Annotated in this window: 13 protein-coding genes and 2 pseudogenes; 10 read left to right on the top strand and 5 right to left on the bottom strand. The window is 67.6% G+C overall.

Annotated elements, in window-relative coordinates; genetic code table 11:
• Nucleotides 1-145: 145 nt before the first annotated feature.
• Nucleotides 146-2,149 (bottom strand): Ig-like domain-containing protein, encoded by a 2,004-nt coding sequence (locus KF907_RS02050; RefSeq protein ID WP_291217663.1) that lies wholly within the window; start codon nt 2,147-2,149, stop codon nt 146-148.
• Between the two features lie 123 nt (nt 2,150-2,272).
• Here KF907_RS02050 and grxD point away from each other — a divergent pair, with 123 nt between their 5' ends.
• The 4 genes and pseudogenes from grxD to KF907_RS02030 all read left to right on the top strand — a co-directional run bounded on the left by grxD (nt 2,273) and on the right by KF907_RS02030 (nt 6,341).
• On the top strand, nt 2,273-3,193 hold the full coding sequence (gene grxD, locus KF907_RS02045; protein WP_291217661.1) for a Grx4 family monothiol glutaredoxin: 921 nt from the start codon (nt 2,273-2,275) through the stop codon (nt 3,191-3,193).
• Between the two features lie 117 nt (nt 3,194-3,310).
• Nucleotides 3,311-3,634, top strand: a complete 324-nt coding sequence (locus KF907_RS02040) for a hypothetical protein (RefSeq protein WP_291217659.1) — start codon at nt 3,311-3,313, stop codon at nt 3,632-3,634.
• Between the two features lie 157 nt (nt 3,635-3,791).
• Nucleotides 3,792-5,339, top strand: a pseudogene (ilvA, locus tag KF907_RS02035) (threonine ammonia-lyase, biosynthetic); the annotation flags it as partial.
• 135 nt (nt 5,340-5,474) lie between these two features.
• Nucleotides 5,475-6,341 (top strand): cobalamin biosynthesis protein, encoded by an 867-nt coding sequence (locus KF907_RS02030; protein ID WP_291217658.1) that lies wholly within the window; start codon nt 5,475-5,477, stop codon nt 6,339-6,341.
• 95 nt (nt 6,342-6,436) lie between these two features.
• On the opposite strand, the gene KF907_RS02025 is transcribed toward KF907_RS02030, so the two are convergent.
• Nucleotides 6,437-8,320, bottom strand: a complete 1,884-nt coding sequence (locus tag KF907_RS02025; protein ID WP_291217656.1) for an MFS transporter — start codon at nt 8,318-8,320, stop codon at nt 6,437-6,439.
• Nucleotides 8,321-8,632: 312 nt separating this feature from the next.
• Between KF907_RS02025 and gap the strand changes: the two genes are divergently transcribed.
• On the top strand, nt 8,633-9,646 hold the full coding sequence (gene gap, locus KF907_RS02020) for a type I glyceraldehyde-3-phosphate dehydrogenase (protein ID WP_291217654.1): 1,014 nt from the start codon (nt 8,633-8,635) through the stop codon (nt 9,644-9,646).
• Nucleotides 9,647-9,728: 82 nt separating this feature from the next.
• On the opposite strand, the gene KF907_RS02015 is transcribed toward gap, so the two are convergent.
• Nucleotides 9,729-10,556 carry a universal stress protein gene (locus tag KF907_RS02015; protein ID WP_291217652.1) on the bottom strand — a complete coding sequence of 276 codons (828 nt, stop codon included), beginning with the start codon at nt 10,554-10,556 and terminating at the stop codon, nt 9,729-9,731.
• A 161-nt stretch (nt 10,557-10,717) separates the two neighbouring features.
• On the opposite strand from KF907_RS02015, the gene KF907_RS02010 reads away from it, so the two are divergent.
• Complete coding sequence (locus tag KF907_RS02010; protein WP_472843847.1) at nt 10,718-11,140, top strand: hypothetical protein; 423 nt, start codon at nt 10,718-10,720, stop codon at nt 11,138-11,140.
• Nucleotides 11,141-11,221: 81 nt separating this feature from the next.
• Nucleotides 11,222-11,866, top strand: coding sequence for a PAQR family membrane homeostasis protein TrhA (trhA, locus tag KF907_RS02005; protein WP_291217648.1), 645 nt, complete (start codon nt 11,222-11,224; stop codon nt 11,864-11,866).
• A 453-nt stretch (nt 11,867-12,319) separates the two neighbouring features.
• On the opposite strand, the gene KF907_RS02000 is transcribed toward trhA, so the two are convergent.
• The gene (locus KF907_RS02000; protein WP_291217646.1) at nt 12,320-12,805 is read right to left on the bottom strand and encodes a DUF456 domain-containing protein; all 486 of its coding nucleotides are present in this window, start codon (nt 12,803-12,805) and stop codon (nt 12,320-12,322) included.
• A 173-nt stretch (nt 12,806-12,978) separates the two neighbouring features.
• Here KF907_RS02000 and KF907_RS01995 point away from each other — a divergent pair, with 173 nt between their 5' ends.
• The 3 genes and pseudogenes from KF907_RS01995 to KF907_RS01985 form a co-directional block, all read left to right on the top strand.
• A complete protein-coding gene (locus KF907_RS01995) occupies nt 12,979-13,470 on the top strand; it encodes an RNA polymerase sigma factor (RefSeq protein WP_291220212.1) in 492 nt (163 codons plus the stop codon).
• A 51-nt stretch (nt 13,471-13,521) separates the two neighbouring features.
• Nucleotides 13,522-14,193, top strand: coding sequence for a serine/threonine protein kinase (locus KF907_RS01990; protein ID WP_291217644.1), 672 nt, complete (start codon nt 13,522-13,524; stop codon nt 14,191-14,193).
• A 26-nt stretch (nt 14,194-14,219) separates the two neighbouring features.
• Nucleotides 14,220-14,849, top strand: a pseudogene (locus KF907_RS01985) (protein kinase family protein); the annotation flags it as partial.
• A gap of 213 nt (nt 14,850-15,062) precedes the next feature.
• Here the strand turns inward: KF907_RS01985 and KF907_RS01980 are convergent.
• Nucleotides 15,063-15,719 (bottom strand): energy transducer TonB, encoded by a 657-nt coding sequence (locus KF907_RS01980; RefSeq protein ID WP_291217641.1) that lies wholly within the window; start codon nt 15,717-15,719, stop codon nt 15,063-15,065.
• Nucleotides 15,720-15,732: the final 13 nt, after the last annotated feature.

The following is a 15,732-nucleotide window of genomic DNA, read 5'->3' as shown; positions in this document are numbered from 1 at the left end:
TCGCATGCCCGGAGAAGAATGCCTGTAGGAAACGGCTTCAGCGGTGATGCTCTGGCTGCAGCACGCCGTAAAGAAAGGCTGCACGGCTGAAGCCGTCTCCTACAGGCTGTGCTCCGGCCGGACAGGCCGGAGCAGGCATCGGCCATCAATGATCGATCGGCAGCTCCCAGACCAGCACGGTCACCGTTGCCGTGGCCGTACCCCCGCGACCATCGCTGACCGTATAGGTGAAGTGATCGATGCCGGCGAAACCGGGGATCGACTGGTAGTGGATCATGTTGCCGGTTTCGATCGTGATCACGGCATTGCCGGGGCCGGTGTGCTCGACCGCGGTGATCGTCAGGTTGTCGCCATCGGGATCACTGTCGTTGCCGAGCACGTCGATGTAGGTGTCATAGCCCTTGAGCGCCGCGGCATTGTCGTTGACCGCGATCGGCGGACGGTTGGCGGCTCCGACCGTGATCGAAACGGTCGCCGTGGCGGTGCCGCCGCGACCGTCGCTGATCGTGTAGGTGAAGCTGTCGGCACCGGCGTAGCCCGGAGCGGGCGTGTAGGTGATGCCGCCGGCGCCGATCGTCGCACTGCCGTGCGCAGGCGTCGACACGGCGGTGATGGTCAGCGCATCGCCGTCCGGATCGCTGTCGTTGGCGAGCACCGCGATGAGTGTGCCGGGCGAGTTCACCTCGACTATGGCCGTGTCGTTGGCAGCCACCGGCGGGCGGTTGGCGTAGATGCGCGGGCCCAGTGTCTCGGTGGTGGTCGAACGCTGGAACGCGTAGACGTCGACGCTACGCTTGTGCTCGGCCGGATTGCGCAGCGCGCGCTCGATCCAGGCCGGATTGGCCTTGACCGGTTCACGCACCCATTCGACCTTGGCCGGGATCGGCTCGGGTTCCGCCGCCGGGATCGTGGTTTCCTCGATGGTGAGGAATTCGACGTCGACGCGGCGGTTCTTCTGGCGATTCTCCGGCGTGTCGTTCGGGAAGGAGGGGTTCAGTTCACCCTCGCCGCGCGTGTCGATCTGTTCGGCTGGAATGCCGCGGCTGACCAGATAGGCCTTGGCCGCCTCGGCGCGACGTTCCGACAGGCGCTGGTTGTACTCGACGGTGCCGACCGAATCGGTGTGGCCGACCACGCTGACGCGGCTCACGCGTGACACCGATTCGAGCTTGGCGACCAGCTCGTCGAGCGCGGCGATCGCGTCGGGGCGCAGGGTCGACTTGTCGAAACCAAAGAACGCGTCGCCGTCCATGCGCACCTCGTTGCGCACCACCTGGGGTTCGCCCGGTGCGGCGGCGGCGCTCGATGCCGGCGTCGTCACCTCGACCATGCGGAACGGTTCGCGTGCGCGGAAGTTGTTGCCGAGGTCGTAGCGCAGCAGCAGCCAGCCGCGCGTGTCGGTCTTGTCGGTGACGAAATCGCCGGTCTTGCGCAACGCTTCGCCCTGCAGGCTCAGGCTGAAACGGCTGTTGCGGAAATACTTGTCGACGCCGAGCGAGAGCGTGGTCTGGTCGGAGTCGAATTTGCCCTCCTCGTAGTCGAGGCCGCCGCGCACGCGCAGGAGTGCATCGTCGAAGTAGCCGCCGAAGCGCACACCTACACCATGCTCGTACGGATGCTCGAAGAAGCGGGTGAGGGTCTCGATGGTTTGTGTCTGTGTCCAGTTGCCGTTGGCATCCGAGCCGGTCAGCTGGTTGGTGTCGATGTCGAGCACGCTGCCGGCGAGGCGCTTGCCGGAGGCGGCCTGGGACACGTAGGCGCTCCAGAAGAAGTCGTCGCGCTCGCGACCAAGGCCGAGCGTGGCCTTGCGGTCCTTGAATGCGTTCTGGTCGCCGGCGACGAACACTTTCCACACCGCCGCGCTGCCCGATTCGGGCTCGCCGCGCAGCCAGTTGTAGCCGAACTTGACCCCGCCAGCGCCGCCCTGGCCGAGCCAGAGTTCAGCCAGCCAGGCCGATTCGTCGGTCTTGCCGAGGATGCCGAGGATCTCGCCGAGCACGTCGCCATCGTCGTTGATGCCGAGCGAGACACGCGCATTCGCGCCGACGTAAGTCAGCGGGATCGTCGCCTCGGCGCCAGCGGCCGGTGGCTGCGCATGCGCGGTCGAGGCCAGCGCGAGGGTGATGCAAAGCGGCAGTCTGCGGATCATCGGTCCTTCCCCGTTCGTTGAATGTCACCCAGTGCGGCAAAGTATCCCGCAATTCTGCCGCCCCGGCCAAACCGGGAAGGGTCTTCGCCCGCTATCATGGCCGGTCACCATCGAGGAACCGTCATGTCCGAGTCCACCGTCCGCCAGCGCATCGAGAACCTGCTGGCCGAGCACCGCATCGTCCTGTTCATGAAGGGCACGCGCCATGCGCCGAGCTGCGGCTTCTCGGCGGCGACCGCGGGCGTGCTCAACGATCTGCTCGACGACTACCTCAGCGTCGATGTGCTCGCCGACGAGGCGATCCGCCAGGGCATCAAGGACTACGGCAACTGGCCAACCATCCCGCAGCTGTATGTCGACGGCGAACTGATCGGTGGCGCCGACATCGTGCAGGGCATGGCCGCGAGCGGCGAGCTGCACAAGCTGCTCGGCCTGCCCGAACCGGATCGCACGCCGCCCGACATCACGATCAGCGAGCGCGCCGCCGCGGAGATCAGCACCGCGCTCGCCGATGCCGACGGCATGGGCTTGTTCCTCGCCATCGACGCGCGGTACCAGCCCCAGTTCCAGTTGCGTGAGGTGACCGGCCACGAGATCCGCGCGCACGCCGGCGGCATCGACGTGCTGTTCGATCCTGCCAGCGCGCAGCGCGCACGCGGCGCGCGCATCGACTGGGTGGAGACCGCGCAGGGCGAAGGGCTGTCGATCGATCTGCCGGCCGCACCGCCGAAGGTGCACGCGCTCGACGTGAAGTCGCTGCAGCGGTTGATCGGCGAAGGACGGATCACGGTCATCGACGTGCGTCCGGCCGAGGATCGCGCGCGCGCCCCGTTCGCCGGTGCCGAGGTGCTCGATGCGGAGTCGCACGATCGCCTGGTCGCCCTGCCGAAGGACACGCCGTTGGCCTTCCTCTGCCACCATGGCAATTCGAGCCGGCGCGCCGCCGAGCATTTCCGCGAGCGTGGCTTCCGCGCCCTGCACAACGTCGAGGGCGGCATCGATGCCTGGTCGCGCGAGGTCGATCCGTCGGTTCCGCGTTACTGATCGATTCGCCGCGCCGCCGCTGGACAGGCCGGTCGAGACGCCTATACTCCGGCGTATCGTGGCGCCGTGAAGCGCATCACGGTGCGCGATCCTCGCCGCACTTGCCGGAGTTCCGTCATGCGTAGCACGTTGTTGCTCATCCTGTCGGGCCTGCTGGCGGCTTGCGGCAATCCGAACCGCGATGCCGCCGACGCCTGCATGGCCGAGATCCGCGGCCGCCTCGCCGACAAGAGCATCAAGGTCGACGTCGATCGACTTGCCGAGAGCGCAACGCCGACCGGAACGGCCACCGCGCTGACCGCCCCGATCGTGTTCGATCCTGGTCTGGCCAGCGAGTACACCCAGCAGATCGAATGCCGCGTGCGTGAGGAAAATGGTCAGCCGACCGTGATCTTCCTGCAGTTCGACTGGAACATCGACGACATGCGCAAATCGCAGTAGGCGCCGCACCTGCGCCAACTGCGCCCCGCTCCCGTGATGTCCAGCCCCTGACCGGGCCCACCGGGGTTCCTGCGGAAAACCGTCAGGTCGCGGGAGCCCGTTCGGGGCGATGGTTTTGCCTCCGGCCGGCCACACGGCTTAGGCTGCGGCTTCCACGACGGCCGCCGCCATGCCCATCGACTACCTCAAGCGCATCCTCACCACGCGTGTCTACGAAGTCGCGCGCGAGACCGCGCTCGAGGCTGCGCCAGGGCTTTCCGCGCGCACCGGTTGCCGCGTCCTGCTCAAGCGCGAAGACACCCAGACGGTGTTCTCGTTCAAGTTGCGTGGCGCCTACAACCGCATCTCGAAGCTCGACGCGGCCTCGCTGAAACGTGGCGTGATCGCCGCGTCGGCGGGCAACCACGCGCAGGGCGTGGCCCTGGCCGCGGCCCGGCTCGGCTGCCATGCCGTCATCGTCATGCCGGTGACCACGCCGCAGGTGAAGATCGACGCCGTGCGTGCGTTCGGCGGCGAGCATGTCGAGATCGTCCTGCACGGCGATTCCTACAGCGATGCCAAGGAACACGCCGACGTGATCGCGCGCCGCAAGAATCTCGTTTTCGTGCATCCCTTCGACGACCCTGACGTGATCGCCGGGCAGGGCACGATCGGGCTGGAAATCCTGCGCCAGCATCCTGGGCCGATCGAGGCGATCTTCGTCGCCATCGGCGGTGGTGGCATGGCGGCCGGCATCGCTGCCTGCGTCAAGGCCGTGCGTCCGGAGATCCGCGTGATCGGCGTGCAGATCGCCGACTCCGATGCGATGGCGCGTTCGCTCGAAGCCGGTCGCCGCGTCAGCCTCAAGGATGTCGGCCTGTTCTGCGACGGTACCGCGGTCAAGCAGGTCGGCAGGGAAACGTTCCGCCTGTGCCGGCGGTACCTCGACGGCATCGTGCGCGTCGATGCGGATGCGGTCTGCGCGGCGATCAAGGATGTCTTCCAGGAAACGCGCAGCATCCTCGAACCGGCCGGCGCACTGGCCGTCGCCGGACTCAAGGCCTGGGTCGGCGAACATCGCCGGCGTGGCGATACCCTCGTCGCCGTGGCCTGCGGTGCCAACATGAACTTCGACCGCCTGCGCTTTGTCGCCGAGCGTGCCGAGGTCGGCGAGGCGCGCGAGGCCGTGCTCGCAGTGACGATTCCGGAAGAGCGCGGCTCGTTCCGCCGCTTCTGCACGGTCCTCGAAGGACATAGCATCACCGAGTTCAACTACCGCATCGGCGAGAGCGATCGCGCGCACCTGTTCGTCGGTGTGCAGATCCGCGATCGCGGCGATTCGGGTCACCTCGTGCGTGCCCTGCGTCGTGAAGGTTTCGCCACTCTGGACCTGACCGACGATGACCTCGCCAAGCAGCATCTGCGTCACATGATCGGTGGCCGCAGCACGCGCGCCGGGCACGAACTGCTGTACCGCTTCGAGTTTCCCGAGCGTCCCGGTGCGTTGATGCGCTTTCTGTCGGCGATGAGCCCGAACTGGAACATCTCGTTGTTCCACTACCGCAACGAAGGTGCCGATTACGGCCGCATCCTCGTCGGCATCCAGGTGCCGTCCGCCGAGATGCCGGCATTCCGCCGCTTCCTTGCGACGCTCGGGTATCCGCATCGCGATGAGAGCGCGAATCCGGCGTATCGCCTGTTTCTGCGTGACGGCGGCGCGGCCTGATTCGGATCAGGGTGATCCCGGGGCTGGCCCGACGGTGATGCGGTCCCGGGTGCGCCGGTCGCGTGTGCGGATCGTTCTGCTGGACGCTTGCGCCGACGTGGCTACAATCCGGGACAGTCCGCAGGCGGAGCCACGATGGCCAAGGTCTTCATCGCGATCCTGCTCGTCATCGCCAGCGCGCAGGCGCTGCCCGATCTTGCCCGCCTGCGCGGATTTGCCTGGCTGCGCGACATGCTCGACGAAGCGCAGGCGAAACGCCGTGGCCTCGGCTTCGTGCTCGGCGTGCCCGCCTTGCTGGTGGTGGCCACGGCACTGGTGCAGCATCTGCTGCATGGCGCATGGTTCGGCCTGCCCGAGTTCGCCTTCATGGTCTTCGTTCTGTACTTCTGCTGGGGGCCGCGCGATCTCGACGCCGACATCGATGCGGTACTGAAGGCGCCGGACAGCGAACGCCGACTGGTCGCGGCGCAGGCACTCAATGCCGACACGGGCGCTGGTGCGCTCGCCTTCAACGCACCCGATCTGGTCGTGGCGAGTTTTCGTGCCGCGCTGTCGCGCCACTTCGGTGTGCTGTTCTGGTTCGTCATCCTCGGCCCTGCCGGAGCGCTCGGCTACCGCCTGGTGCAATTGCTGACGCGTTCCGCGGGCTTCCGCGAATCGACCGGTGCGGCGGCGGAAACGCTCGAACGCACGGCCCTCGTGCTCGACTGGGCGCCGGCGCACCTGATGGCCTGGTCGGTGGCCGTGGTCTCCGACTTCGACGCGGTGGTGCGCTGCTGGCGCGACTATCACGTCATCGAAGGTCGCGGCTGGTTCAGTCTCGATCTCGGCTTCCTCGACGCCGTTGCCCGCGCCGGTGTCGATGCCGACGTCGTCGCCGACGAGGCCAGCACCACCGACGCCGTCATCGAGTTGGCCGACGCGCGCAAGCTCCTGCGCCGCGTCATGCTCGTCTTGCTGGCGGTGATCGCCATCGTGGTGATCGGGGGCTGGGCTGGGTAAGGCTGTGATTCGTGTTTGGTGATTCGAAGAAGCGTGGTTGCGACGCCATGCTGATGTTCGCGCTTTCCGCTTTTACGAATCACCAATCACGGCTTTCAAGCCCACTCCCCCCTCAATTCCCGCACCCGACGCTCAAGTTCAGCGGCGCTGGCCTGCTCCGGCGGCACCGGTTCGCCGACGGCGAGGACAAGGCGTGAGCGGAAGCGGCGTGGCAGGCGCATGCGGCCGAGGCGGGTGTCCTTGCGGCTGAAGATGCTGCCCCACAAGCCGCGGATCGCCATCGGCACGACCGGCACCGGCCGGCGTTGGAGGATGCGTTCGACACCGGGTCGGAACGGCGCGATGTTGCCATCTGCGGTCAGGCCGCCCTCCGGAAAGATGCAGACCAAGTCGCCATCGGCGAGTGCGGCATCGATCGCTTCGAAGGCCTGTTCGAGCAGGGCCGGATCTTCCTTTGCGCCGGCAATCGGGATCGCGCGCGCGGTGCGGAAGATGAAGCTCATCACCGGGATGTTGAAGATCCTGTAGTACATGACGAAGCGCGCCGGCCGGCGCACGCTGCCGGCGACGATCAGCGCGTCCATGTAGCTCACGTGGTTGCAGACGATCAGGGCCGGGCCTTCCTCGGGCACGTGGTCGAGGCCCTCGGTGCGGATGCGGTACAGCGTGTTGACCAGGGCCCAGCTCAGGAACCGCATCAGGAACTCGGGCACCAGCGTGTAGATGTAGATCGCCACCGCCGCGTTGAGCAAGGCGACGACGAGGAAGATCTGCGGGATGGAAAGGCCGAGCGCAGTCAGGCCGAGGCCGAGGCCGGCCGCGGCGACCATGAACAGCGCGTTGAGGATGTTGTTGCCGGCGATCACGCGCGACAGTTCGCTGCGCTCGGTGCGGCTCTGCACGAGGGCGAACAGCGGCACGATGAACAGGCCCGCGAATAGGCCAATCAGCACGAGGTCGGCGATCACGCGCCAGCTTCCGGCGGCCAGCACGAAATCCCAGGCGCCGAGTCCGGTCGCGGCCGTCGCGAGCGGGCGCGCGAAGTACAGGTCCACCGCGAACAAGGTCATGCCGATCGAGCCGAACGGCACCAGGCCGATCTCGACCTTGCGCCCGGACAGGCGTTCGCACAGCAGCGAGCCGATGCCGACGCCGACCGAGAACAGGGCCAGCGCGAGGATGAGCACCTGTGGGCCGCCGCCGAGGTAGTCGCGCACGTAGGCCGGCAACTGCGAGGTGAACATCGTGCCGAAGAACCAGAACCACGAGATGCCGAGGATCGAGTTGAAGATCGTGCGGTTCTTCGTGATGTAGCGCGCCACACGCAGGGTTTCGCTGAAGGGGTTCCAGTTGAAGCGCAGCCCCGGCGCGGTCGCCGGCGCCGGCGGGATCGCGCGCGCGGCGAGGTAGCCGGCCACGGCGATGCCGACCACCAGCGCCGACGCCGCGCTCGCGCCCCAGTCGCCGAGTGCCATCAACGAGCCGCCGGCCATCATGCCGGCGAGCACGGCCAGCGAAGTGCCCATCTCGACCAGGCCGTTGCCACCGACCAGTTCCTCGTTCTTCAGCGCCTGCGGCAGGATCGCGTACTTGATCGGCCCGAACATCGTCGAGTGCAGGCCCATCAGGAACAGCACGACGAACAGCAGCCAGACCTGGTGCGCATGGAAGGCGTACACGGCCAGCAGCATGGCCGCGATCTCGAGCAGCTTGATGTAACGGATCAGGCGCGTCTTCTCGAACATCTCGGCGATCTGGCCGGCGCTCGCCGAGAACAGGAAGAACGGCAGGATGAAGATCGCCGGCGCGATCATTTCGTAGAAGGCGGCCTGCTGCGAGCTGAAACCGAGGAAGGCGCCGATCAGCACGATCATCGCCTGGCGGAAGGCGTTGTCGTTAAACGCGCCGAGCGCCTGGGTGGCGAAGAACGGGGCGAAGCGGCGCGTGCGCAGCAGCTGGAACTGGCTTTGTCCGGACATGCAGGCTTCCTTGGTTTGACGCCGGCAATGGTGGGAGGCCGTGCGTCGGCGCGCAAGGCTGCACGGTTTGCCAAGGCCTTGCCGTGTAGGAGTCCGTTCACGGGCGATGCTTTCCCTTCGATCCATCGCAATCCCCCGATCGCCCGTGAACGGGCTCCGGGCGCTGCGAAAAAGGGGGCGATCCACGATGGACTGGTCGCACTGCGTCGAGGTGCCCCGAATGGCCCCATGCCAATGGTGCTGTGCGTGCACTTGGCAGGGCCGATAGAATGCGCGTTTCCGCTACTTCCCCTTCCAACGAGGAGCCGTTCCATGGCAGTCAAGGTCGCGATCAACGGGTATGGCCGCATCGGCCGCAATGTGCTGCGCGCACTGTACGAGGCCAAGCGCAACGGCGAGATCAGCATCGTCGCCGTCAACGACCTCGGCGATGCCGAGACGAACGCGCACCTGACCCGCTACGACACCGCGCACGGCAAATTCCCCGGCGAAGTCGCCGTCGACGGTGGCGACCTGGTCGTCAACGGCGACCGCATCAAGGTCTGCGCCGAGCGCGATCCGTCGAAGCTGCCGTGGAAGGACCTCGGCGTCGACGTCGTGCTCGAGTGCACCGGCCTGTTCACCAGCAAGGCCAAGGCCGGCGCGCACATCGCCGCCGGGGCGAAGAAGGTCATCATCTCGGCGCCCGGCGGCAGCGACGTCGACGGCACCTTCGTCTACGGCGTCAACCACGACCAGCTCAGCGCCAAGCACGAAGTCATCTCCAACGCCTCGTGCACGACCAACTGCCTCGCCCCGCTGGCCAAGGTGCTGCATGCGAAGATCGGCATCCAGCGCGGCCTGATGACGACGATCCACGCCTACACCAACGACCAGGTGCTGACCGACGTCTACCACTCCGACCTGCGCCGAGCGCGTTCGGCCACGATGAGCCAGATTCCGACCAAGACCGGCGCCGCCGCCGCGGTCGGGCTGGTCCTGCCCGAACTCAACGGCAAGCTTGACGGCTTCGCCATGCGCGTGCCGACGATCAATGTGTCGGTCGTCGACCTCACGTTCGATGCTGCGCGCGCGACCTCGGCCGACGAGATCACCGCGATCGTCAGGGAAGCCGCGGACGGCGCGCTCAAGGGCGTGCTCGGCGTCAACACGCAGCCGCTCGTCTCGATCGACTTCAACCACAACCCGCTGTCGTCGATCTATGACGCCACCCAGACCCGCGTCATCGACGGCACCCTGGTCAAGTTGCTGGCCTGGTACGACAACGAGTGGGGCTTCTCGAACCGCATGCTCGACATGACCCTCGCCCTGGTCAACGCGAAGTAGCCTGCGCAGCAGGGACTTGCCCCTTCCCCGACGCAGCAGGGGAAGGGAACGCGTCCGCATTAACGGCGATGGATGGCGCGCCTCAGTGAGCCACCAGCAATGGCAGATCGCTGTGCTGGAACAGATGGCGGGTCACGCCACCCAACACGAGTTCGGTGATGCGCGAATGGCCCCAGGCGCCGGTCACGATGAGATCGGCGTCGTGTGCGTGCGCAGCTTCGAGCACGGCGTGGCCGTGTGCATCGCGCGCCGGGCGAAAGGCCTCGAAGCCGGCCTCGATGCCGCGTCGCGCGAGCCAGGCGCGCAGGTCGAGTTTCGGCAGCATGTCGGCGCCGAAACCGTCGCCGGCCGGTTCGCCCTCGAGCACGATCACGCGTTCCGCGCGGGCCAGCAGCGGCAGCGCACCGTGCACGGCGAGCGTGGATTCGCGGCTGGCGTTCCAGGCGATGACGATATGGCGCCCGATGTGTTCGACGCGCGCCGCCTCGGGCACGACGACGACCGGCGCCGATGAGCCGAACACGGTGCGCGAGACGATGCCCCAGCCGAGCGGTGCGTCGGGGTTGAGCACGGGCCGTTCGACCACGACGAGATCGCTCCAGCGCGCGGCATGGCAGAGCGCCTCGACCGTGTCGCCCTGCACGACCTGGAAATCGCCGGCGACGCCGAAGCGGTCGAGTTCGCCCTGCCACCACGGCGCGCGGGCGCGCGCATCCGCGATCAGGTGATGCGCCTCCGAGGCATGCAGGGCGACCGCCTCCGGCGAGGCGAACGCGACCGGCGACAGCGCGACCACGTGCAGGCCGAGCGCATGCGCGCCGAGGCGCCGGGCCAGGCGCAGGCCGGCTTCGGCGGCCTGCAGGCCACCCTCGCAGCGGCGCAAGTGGATGAGGATGTCGGGCTTGCTCATGACGGATTCCTCGCCGTTGGCTTTCGCATGATCCTGCGTCGGTCGGCACGTTGCCACATGAACGCTGCTGCAATGCAGGGGTGCCGCACATTGTCTGCGCTCGCTTGCGCGGCGAGAATGACCAGCGTCAATTCCGTGGAGATTCCCCCATGCGCCCCTGGATGCCCCTGCTCGCCATCGCCGCCTGTGTGCTGTTCGCCACTTCGGCCGCGCATGCCGAGCCGCTCGACTGCAAGCTCACGTTCACCATGTCGGGATGGTCGGCCTTCTACAAGCAGGCCTCCGGCACCGGTGTGGTCCGCTGCACGAACGGCCAGTCGCTGAAGGTGAAGATCTCGGCCAAGGGCGGCGGCCTCAGTTTCGGCAAGTCGCAGATCGACGATGGCATCGGTACCTTCAGCGACCTCTACAACATCGAGGACGTCATCGGTGGCTATGCCACCGCCGAGGCGCATGCCGGCGCGGTCAAGTCGGCTACTGCACGGGTCGTCACCAAGGGGCCGATTTCGCTGGCCCTGACCGGCAAGGGCCGTGGCTGGGATCTCGGTGTTGCTTTCGGCAGCTTCATCATCGAAAAACGCTGACATCGCGCTGGTCATCGCGCCCGCTCCGGCGTATTTTCTTGCAACGCAACATCGTTGCCTGATCGATCGCCGGGGTTCGTGATGACCGCGCTCGCACCGCGCTATGCCCTTGCCGAGGAGATTGCTTCGAGCCTGACCCACGGGCTCGGCATCGTGCTCAGCATCGCCGGCCTCGCCACCCTGGTTGCGTTCGCCGCGCTCGCCGACGACGGCTGGGCGCTGGCCGCCGGCATCGTCTACGGCACCACGCTGATCCTTCTGTTCACCGCCTCGACGCTCTACCACAGCATCCCGCACGCCGGCGCCAAGCCGGTGCTGCGCTTCCTCGACCACGCCGCGATCTTCCTGCTCATCGCCGGCACCTACACGCCGTTCACTCTGGTCACCCTGCGCGGGCCGTGGGGCTATGCGCTGTTCGCGATCGTGTGGACGCTGGCCGCGCTCGGCATCGCGCTGGAATTGAAGCGCGTGCGCAACCGCCTCGTCATGGTCGCGCTGTACCTCGCCATGGGCTGGGTCGGCATCATCGCCATCGGTCCCCTGCTGGAAAAACTGCCGGCCGGTGGCCTCTGGCTGCTGTTCGGCGGCGGTGTCTGCTACACCCTCGGCGTGCCGTTCTACCTGTGGCGCCGACTGCCGTACAACCACGCGCTCTGGCACGTCTTCGTGCTCGCCGGCAGCGTGCTGCAGTTCCTCGCGGTGCTGCTGTACGTGATGCCGGATTGATCGCGGCGGGTTGCATCGCCGGTTACAACCTCCGCACGAACCAGGGCTATATCTACCAGCCCTGCACGCCGGAACCGATGTGCATTCCGCCCGGTGCCGAGAAGTTCTACCGCGCGTGCAAGAGCGCGGACGGTGGTTGTGTGACGTTCCTTGAAAGCGATCGCGTCAGCTTCGAGGCGCAAGGCTATACGGCGGCATTCCCCTCCGGCAGCAACAAGCACCTGGGCTATGCCTATCCATCTGTCGATACCGATGGAGGCGGCCTGATGGACGGCTTCGAGCCTGCGATGGTGACGAATTCCCGATGGTGGGCCTGCCGGTCTCCGATCCGTGCGACGGCCCGACCGCAGCGAATTGTTCGGCCTACGACCTCATCTTCAAGCACGGCTTCGAGTCGTAAGCGAGTCGGAAAGGCCGCGCCATGGGCGCGGCCTTTCTTCCCGGCACGATGGGTCAAAACACCAGCGCAAACACGAACACGCCGAGCATCGTGAAGCACAGGCCGATCTTGGCGATCGTGCCGAACAGGAAGCCGAGCCAGGCGCCGATGCCGACGATGGTCGAGCGGTGCAGGTTGCTGCCGGCGACGAGTTCGCCGACCGCGGCGCCGACGAAGGGGCCGAGCAGCAGGCCCGGGATGCCGAAGAACAGGCCGACGATCGTGCCGACCGCGGCGCCGAACAGGGCCCAGCGGCTGGCGCCGACACGTTGCGCGCCGAGCACGCCGGCGATGAAGTCGACGGCCACGGCGATCGCGGTCAGCACGCCGAGCAGGACCAGGGTCGCCCAGCCGATCTCGGCGAAGTCGCCGGTCCAGGCGGCCAGCAGCATGCCGGCGAACACCAGCGGCACGCCGGGCAGGGCCGGCAGGATCGTGCCGGCGATGCCGATGAGGATCAGCGCGGCGGACAGCACGTAGAGCAGGATGTCGGCGGTCATGCGCTTTGCAGGCAGCGGGCAGGCGCGCAGTCTATAGGTTGCCGACGGACGTGTGAGGAATCGCGCCGCGCCGCGAATCATGTCGGCAACGAGGAGCCTGCGCGGCAGAAGAACTTCTGCCGCGCAGGCTCCTCACCCTCGCCGGAACCCCCGCAATGGAACAGGCCATCGACATGAGTGACACGCGGCACGACAGCTTCGACGACCTGTTCGAGGCCAATCGCGCGATCGTGTTCAAGGTCGCCAACGCGTACTGCCGCGACGCGGACGACCGCGCCGACCTCGCCCAGGAGATCGCCGCCCAGCTCTGGCGCGCCTGGCCCGGCTACGACCCGCAGCGGCGCTTCAGCACCTGGATGTACCGCATCGCGCTCAATGTTGCGATCAGCTTCGTGCGCGCCGCCGGCTCGCGGCGTGGCGAGGAAGCCTTCGACGAAAGCCTGCACGACGTCGCCGACGAACACGGCAGCGACCACGAGGCGGCCGAGCACGCGCGCCTGCTCGAAGCCTTCATCGCGCGCCAGCCGCCGCTCGAGCGCGCCCTGCTCGTGCTCTACCTCGAGGAACGCAGCCAGCGCGAGATCGGCGAGATCCTCGGCCTGAGCGAAACCAACGTGTCTACGCGCATCGGCCGCCTCAAGCAGCGCCTGCGCGACGAACTCTGATTCCCAACTCTGATTCCCCCACCCACCCGGAAACGAACGATGGAAGCCCTCATGGAAAATGATGACCTCAAGGCCGCCTGGCAGACTCTCAACCGCCGCCTCGAACGCGAGGACGCGAACAACCTTGGCCTGCTGCGCGAGAAGAAGCTCGACCGTACGCGTTCAAGCCTGCGCCCGCTGTTCTGGGGGCAGGTCGCTCAGGCGCTGTTCGGCGTGCCGTTCATCCTGTTCGCGTCCTTGCTGTGGATGCGTGCGCACGCGCTGCCGGAGGGTTTGCCGCTGACCGCACTGATCGCCGGCATCATCGTCCAGGTCTATGGCATCGCCACGGTCGCTTTCGCCGGCGAGACGATCCGGCGCATCCGCGAGATCGACTATGCGGCTCCGGTCGTGGCCATCCAGAAGCAGCTCGCCGCGCTGCGCCGCACCTACATCATCAGCGGCATGGTCGCCGGCCTGCCGTGGTGGTTCCTGTGGGTGCCCTTGCTCGCCGTGCTGGCCGGCCTCGGTGGTGTCGACTTGCACGCGAAGGCTCCTGGCGTGATCTGGATCGGCCTCGGCCTCGGTGCGGCTGGCTTGCTGGCGACCGCGTGGTTCCATCGCTGGTCGCGCGATCCGGCTCGTCCGCGCCTGGCGCGGGTGATGGATGCCGCCGTCACCGGCGCCAGCCTGCGCCGGGCGCGCGCGCAGATCGAGGAGCTGGAGCGCTTCGAGCGCGGGTAGACGCTTCTGCCGCGATAATGCGCGGCATGGAAACCATCCTGCTCAAGGCCGACGCGCTCGGCCGCATCGAGATCGTCGATGACGGTGCGGGCCGGCGCATCCGCCGCGATACGCGCGCCGCGCGCTTCGGCCTGCGCTGGTTCGCGCGCTCGGCGGCGGCACGCGAGGCGCGCGTGTTGCGTGCGCTGACCGGGCTGGATGGCGTGCCGCAACTGATCGTCTGGGAACGCGGTGTGCTCGAACGCAGCTACATGGACGGTGCACCGATGCAGCGCGCGCAGCCGCGCGATCCGCGCTACTACCGCGCCGCGCACGCCCTGCTCAAGCGCCTGCGCGCGCGCGGCGTCGCCCACAACGACCTCGCCAAGGAGCCGAACTGGCTGCAACGCGCGGATGGTTCGCCGGCCGTCGTCGATTTCCAGATCGCCTGGGTCAGCCGACGCCGCGGCAGCCTGTTCCGCCTGCTCGCGCGCGAGGACCTGCGCCACCTGCTCAAGCACAAGCGCAGTTATTGCCCCGAGGCGCTGACTCCGGTCGAACACCGCGTGCTGGCCAAGCGCTCGTGGATAGCCGGCGCCTGGAAGGCCAGCGGCAAGCGCCTGTACAAGCTCGTCGCGCGGCGCCTGTTCGGCTACTGGGACAACGAGGGCCAGGGTCGCGTGCGGGACAGCGCTGCTGGCCCTTCTCCCCACATGAGCGGGGAGAAGGTGGCCGACAGGCCGGACGAGGGACGCTCTTGATCGTCCGGGCCATGATCCTTTTCCACGCCGTTTTACGCCATGGGGAGTACCGGCAGCGGCTCCACCCCCGTCGCTGAAGGACGCGAGTCGGTTGTGTGCGGCCGGACAGGGTGCCCGGCCGCACAAGGCTCAGCCTTGCGCCAGGCTGAACGCCACCGGCACCAGCCCCGACGCCGGTACCGCAATGCCGTTGCGCTGCACCGGGCGGAAGCGCCATTCGCGCACGCCGTCGCGCGCAGCGCGGTCGAGGCGGTCGTGGCCGCTGCTGCGCACGATTTCGATCTTGACCGGCCTGCCTTCGGCATCGACGTGCACGCGCAGCAGCACCGTGCCCTGCTCGTGATTGCGCGCCGAGGCCTTCGGATAGGCCAGCGCGGTGCGCGAGGCGTAGTCGAGATTGACGTCGACACCGCGTCCCGGCTCGGCATCGACCGCCACCGGCGCTTCGATGCCCACCGCATCGACCAGCGGTGCCGGCTCGACCACGGGCGCCGGTATCGACATCTCCGTCAGCGGCGTCTCGATCACGACCGGCGCGGGCGTCGCCGGTCGCTTCGGCACGGGCAGGGGCTTCGGCTCGGGTGGCAGCGGTTGCGCGACCGGCTCGGGTTCGGGTTCGTGCCAGATGACCTGCACGGTCTCGGCGATCGCCGCGACGGTGGTCGGACGCATCGCCGGCATGGCCAGCAACAGCATGGCAAAGACGTGCACGCTGACCGCACCGGCCAGGCTCACGGTGCGCGGCAGGCTCCAGTCGTTCGAGGTGGTGGCGTGGCAGGCGGTCATGGCAATCCCCCCG

The organism is Dokdonella sp., from assembly GCF_019634775.1.
Lineage (GTDB): Bacteria > Pseudomonadota > Gammaproteobacteria > Xanthomonadales > Rhodanobacteraceae > Dokdonella.
Note: the sequence above shows the minus strand (reverse complement) of the source record. Positions and strands in the feature narration are given on the sequence as shown.

What these genes read in the sequence shown, in the direction of transcription:
- KF907_RS02030 (WP_291217658.1), top strand. Translation starts at nt 5,475, where the DNA reads ATGGCCAAGGTCTTCATCGCGATCCTGCTCGTCATCGCCAGCGCGCAG.
- KF907_RS01995 (WP_291220212.1), top strand. Translation starts at nt 12,979, where the DNA reads ATGAGTGACACGCGGCACGACAGCTTCGACGACCTGTTCGAGGCCAAT.
- KF907_RS02000 (WP_291217646.1), bottom strand. Translation starts at nt 12,805, where the DNA reads ATGACCGCCGACATCCTGCTCTACGTGCTGTCCGCCGCGCTGATCCTC.
- KF907_RS02040 (WP_291217659.1), top strand. Translation starts at nt 3,311, where the DNA reads ATGCGTAGCACGTTGTTGCTCATCCTGTCGGGCCTGCTGGCGGCTTGC.
- gap (WP_291217654.1), top strand. Translation starts at nt 8,633, where the DNA reads ATGGCAGTCAAGGTCGCGATCAACGGGTATGGCCGCATCGGCCGCAAT.
- KF907_RS02025 (WP_291217656.1), bottom strand. Translation starts at nt 8,320, where the DNA reads ATGTCCGGACAAAGCCAGTTCCAGCTGCTGCGCACGCGCCGCTTCGCC.
- KF907_RS01980 (WP_291217641.1), bottom strand. Translation starts at nt 15,719, where the DNA reads ATGACCGCCTGCCACGCCACCACCTCGAACGACTGGAGCCTGCCGCGC.
- KF907_RS01990 (WP_291217644.1), top strand. Translation starts at nt 13,522, where the DNA reads ATGGAAAATGATGACCTCAAGGCCGCCTGGCAGACTCTCAACCGCCGC.
- trhA (WP_291217648.1), top strand. Translation starts at nt 11,222, where the DNA reads ATGACCGCGCTCGCACCGCGCTATGCCCTTGCCGAGGAGATTGCTTCG.
- KF907_RS02050 (WP_291217663.1), bottom strand. Translation starts at nt 2,149, where the DNA reads ATGATCCGCAGACTGCCGCTTTGCATCACCCTCGCGCTGGCCTCGACC.
- KF907_RS02015 (WP_291217652.1), bottom strand. Translation starts at nt 10,556, where the DNA reads ATGAGCAAGCCCGACATCCTCATCCACTTGCGCCGCTGCGAGGGTGGC.
- KF907_RS02010 (WP_472843847.1), top strand. Translation starts at nt 10,718, where the DNA reads ATGCCCCTGCTCGCCATCGCCGCCTGTGTGCTGTTCGCCACTTCGGCC.
- grxD (WP_291217661.1), top strand. Translation starts at nt 2,273, where the DNA reads ATGTCCGAGTCCACCGTCCGCCAGCGCATCGAGAACCTGCTGGCCGAG.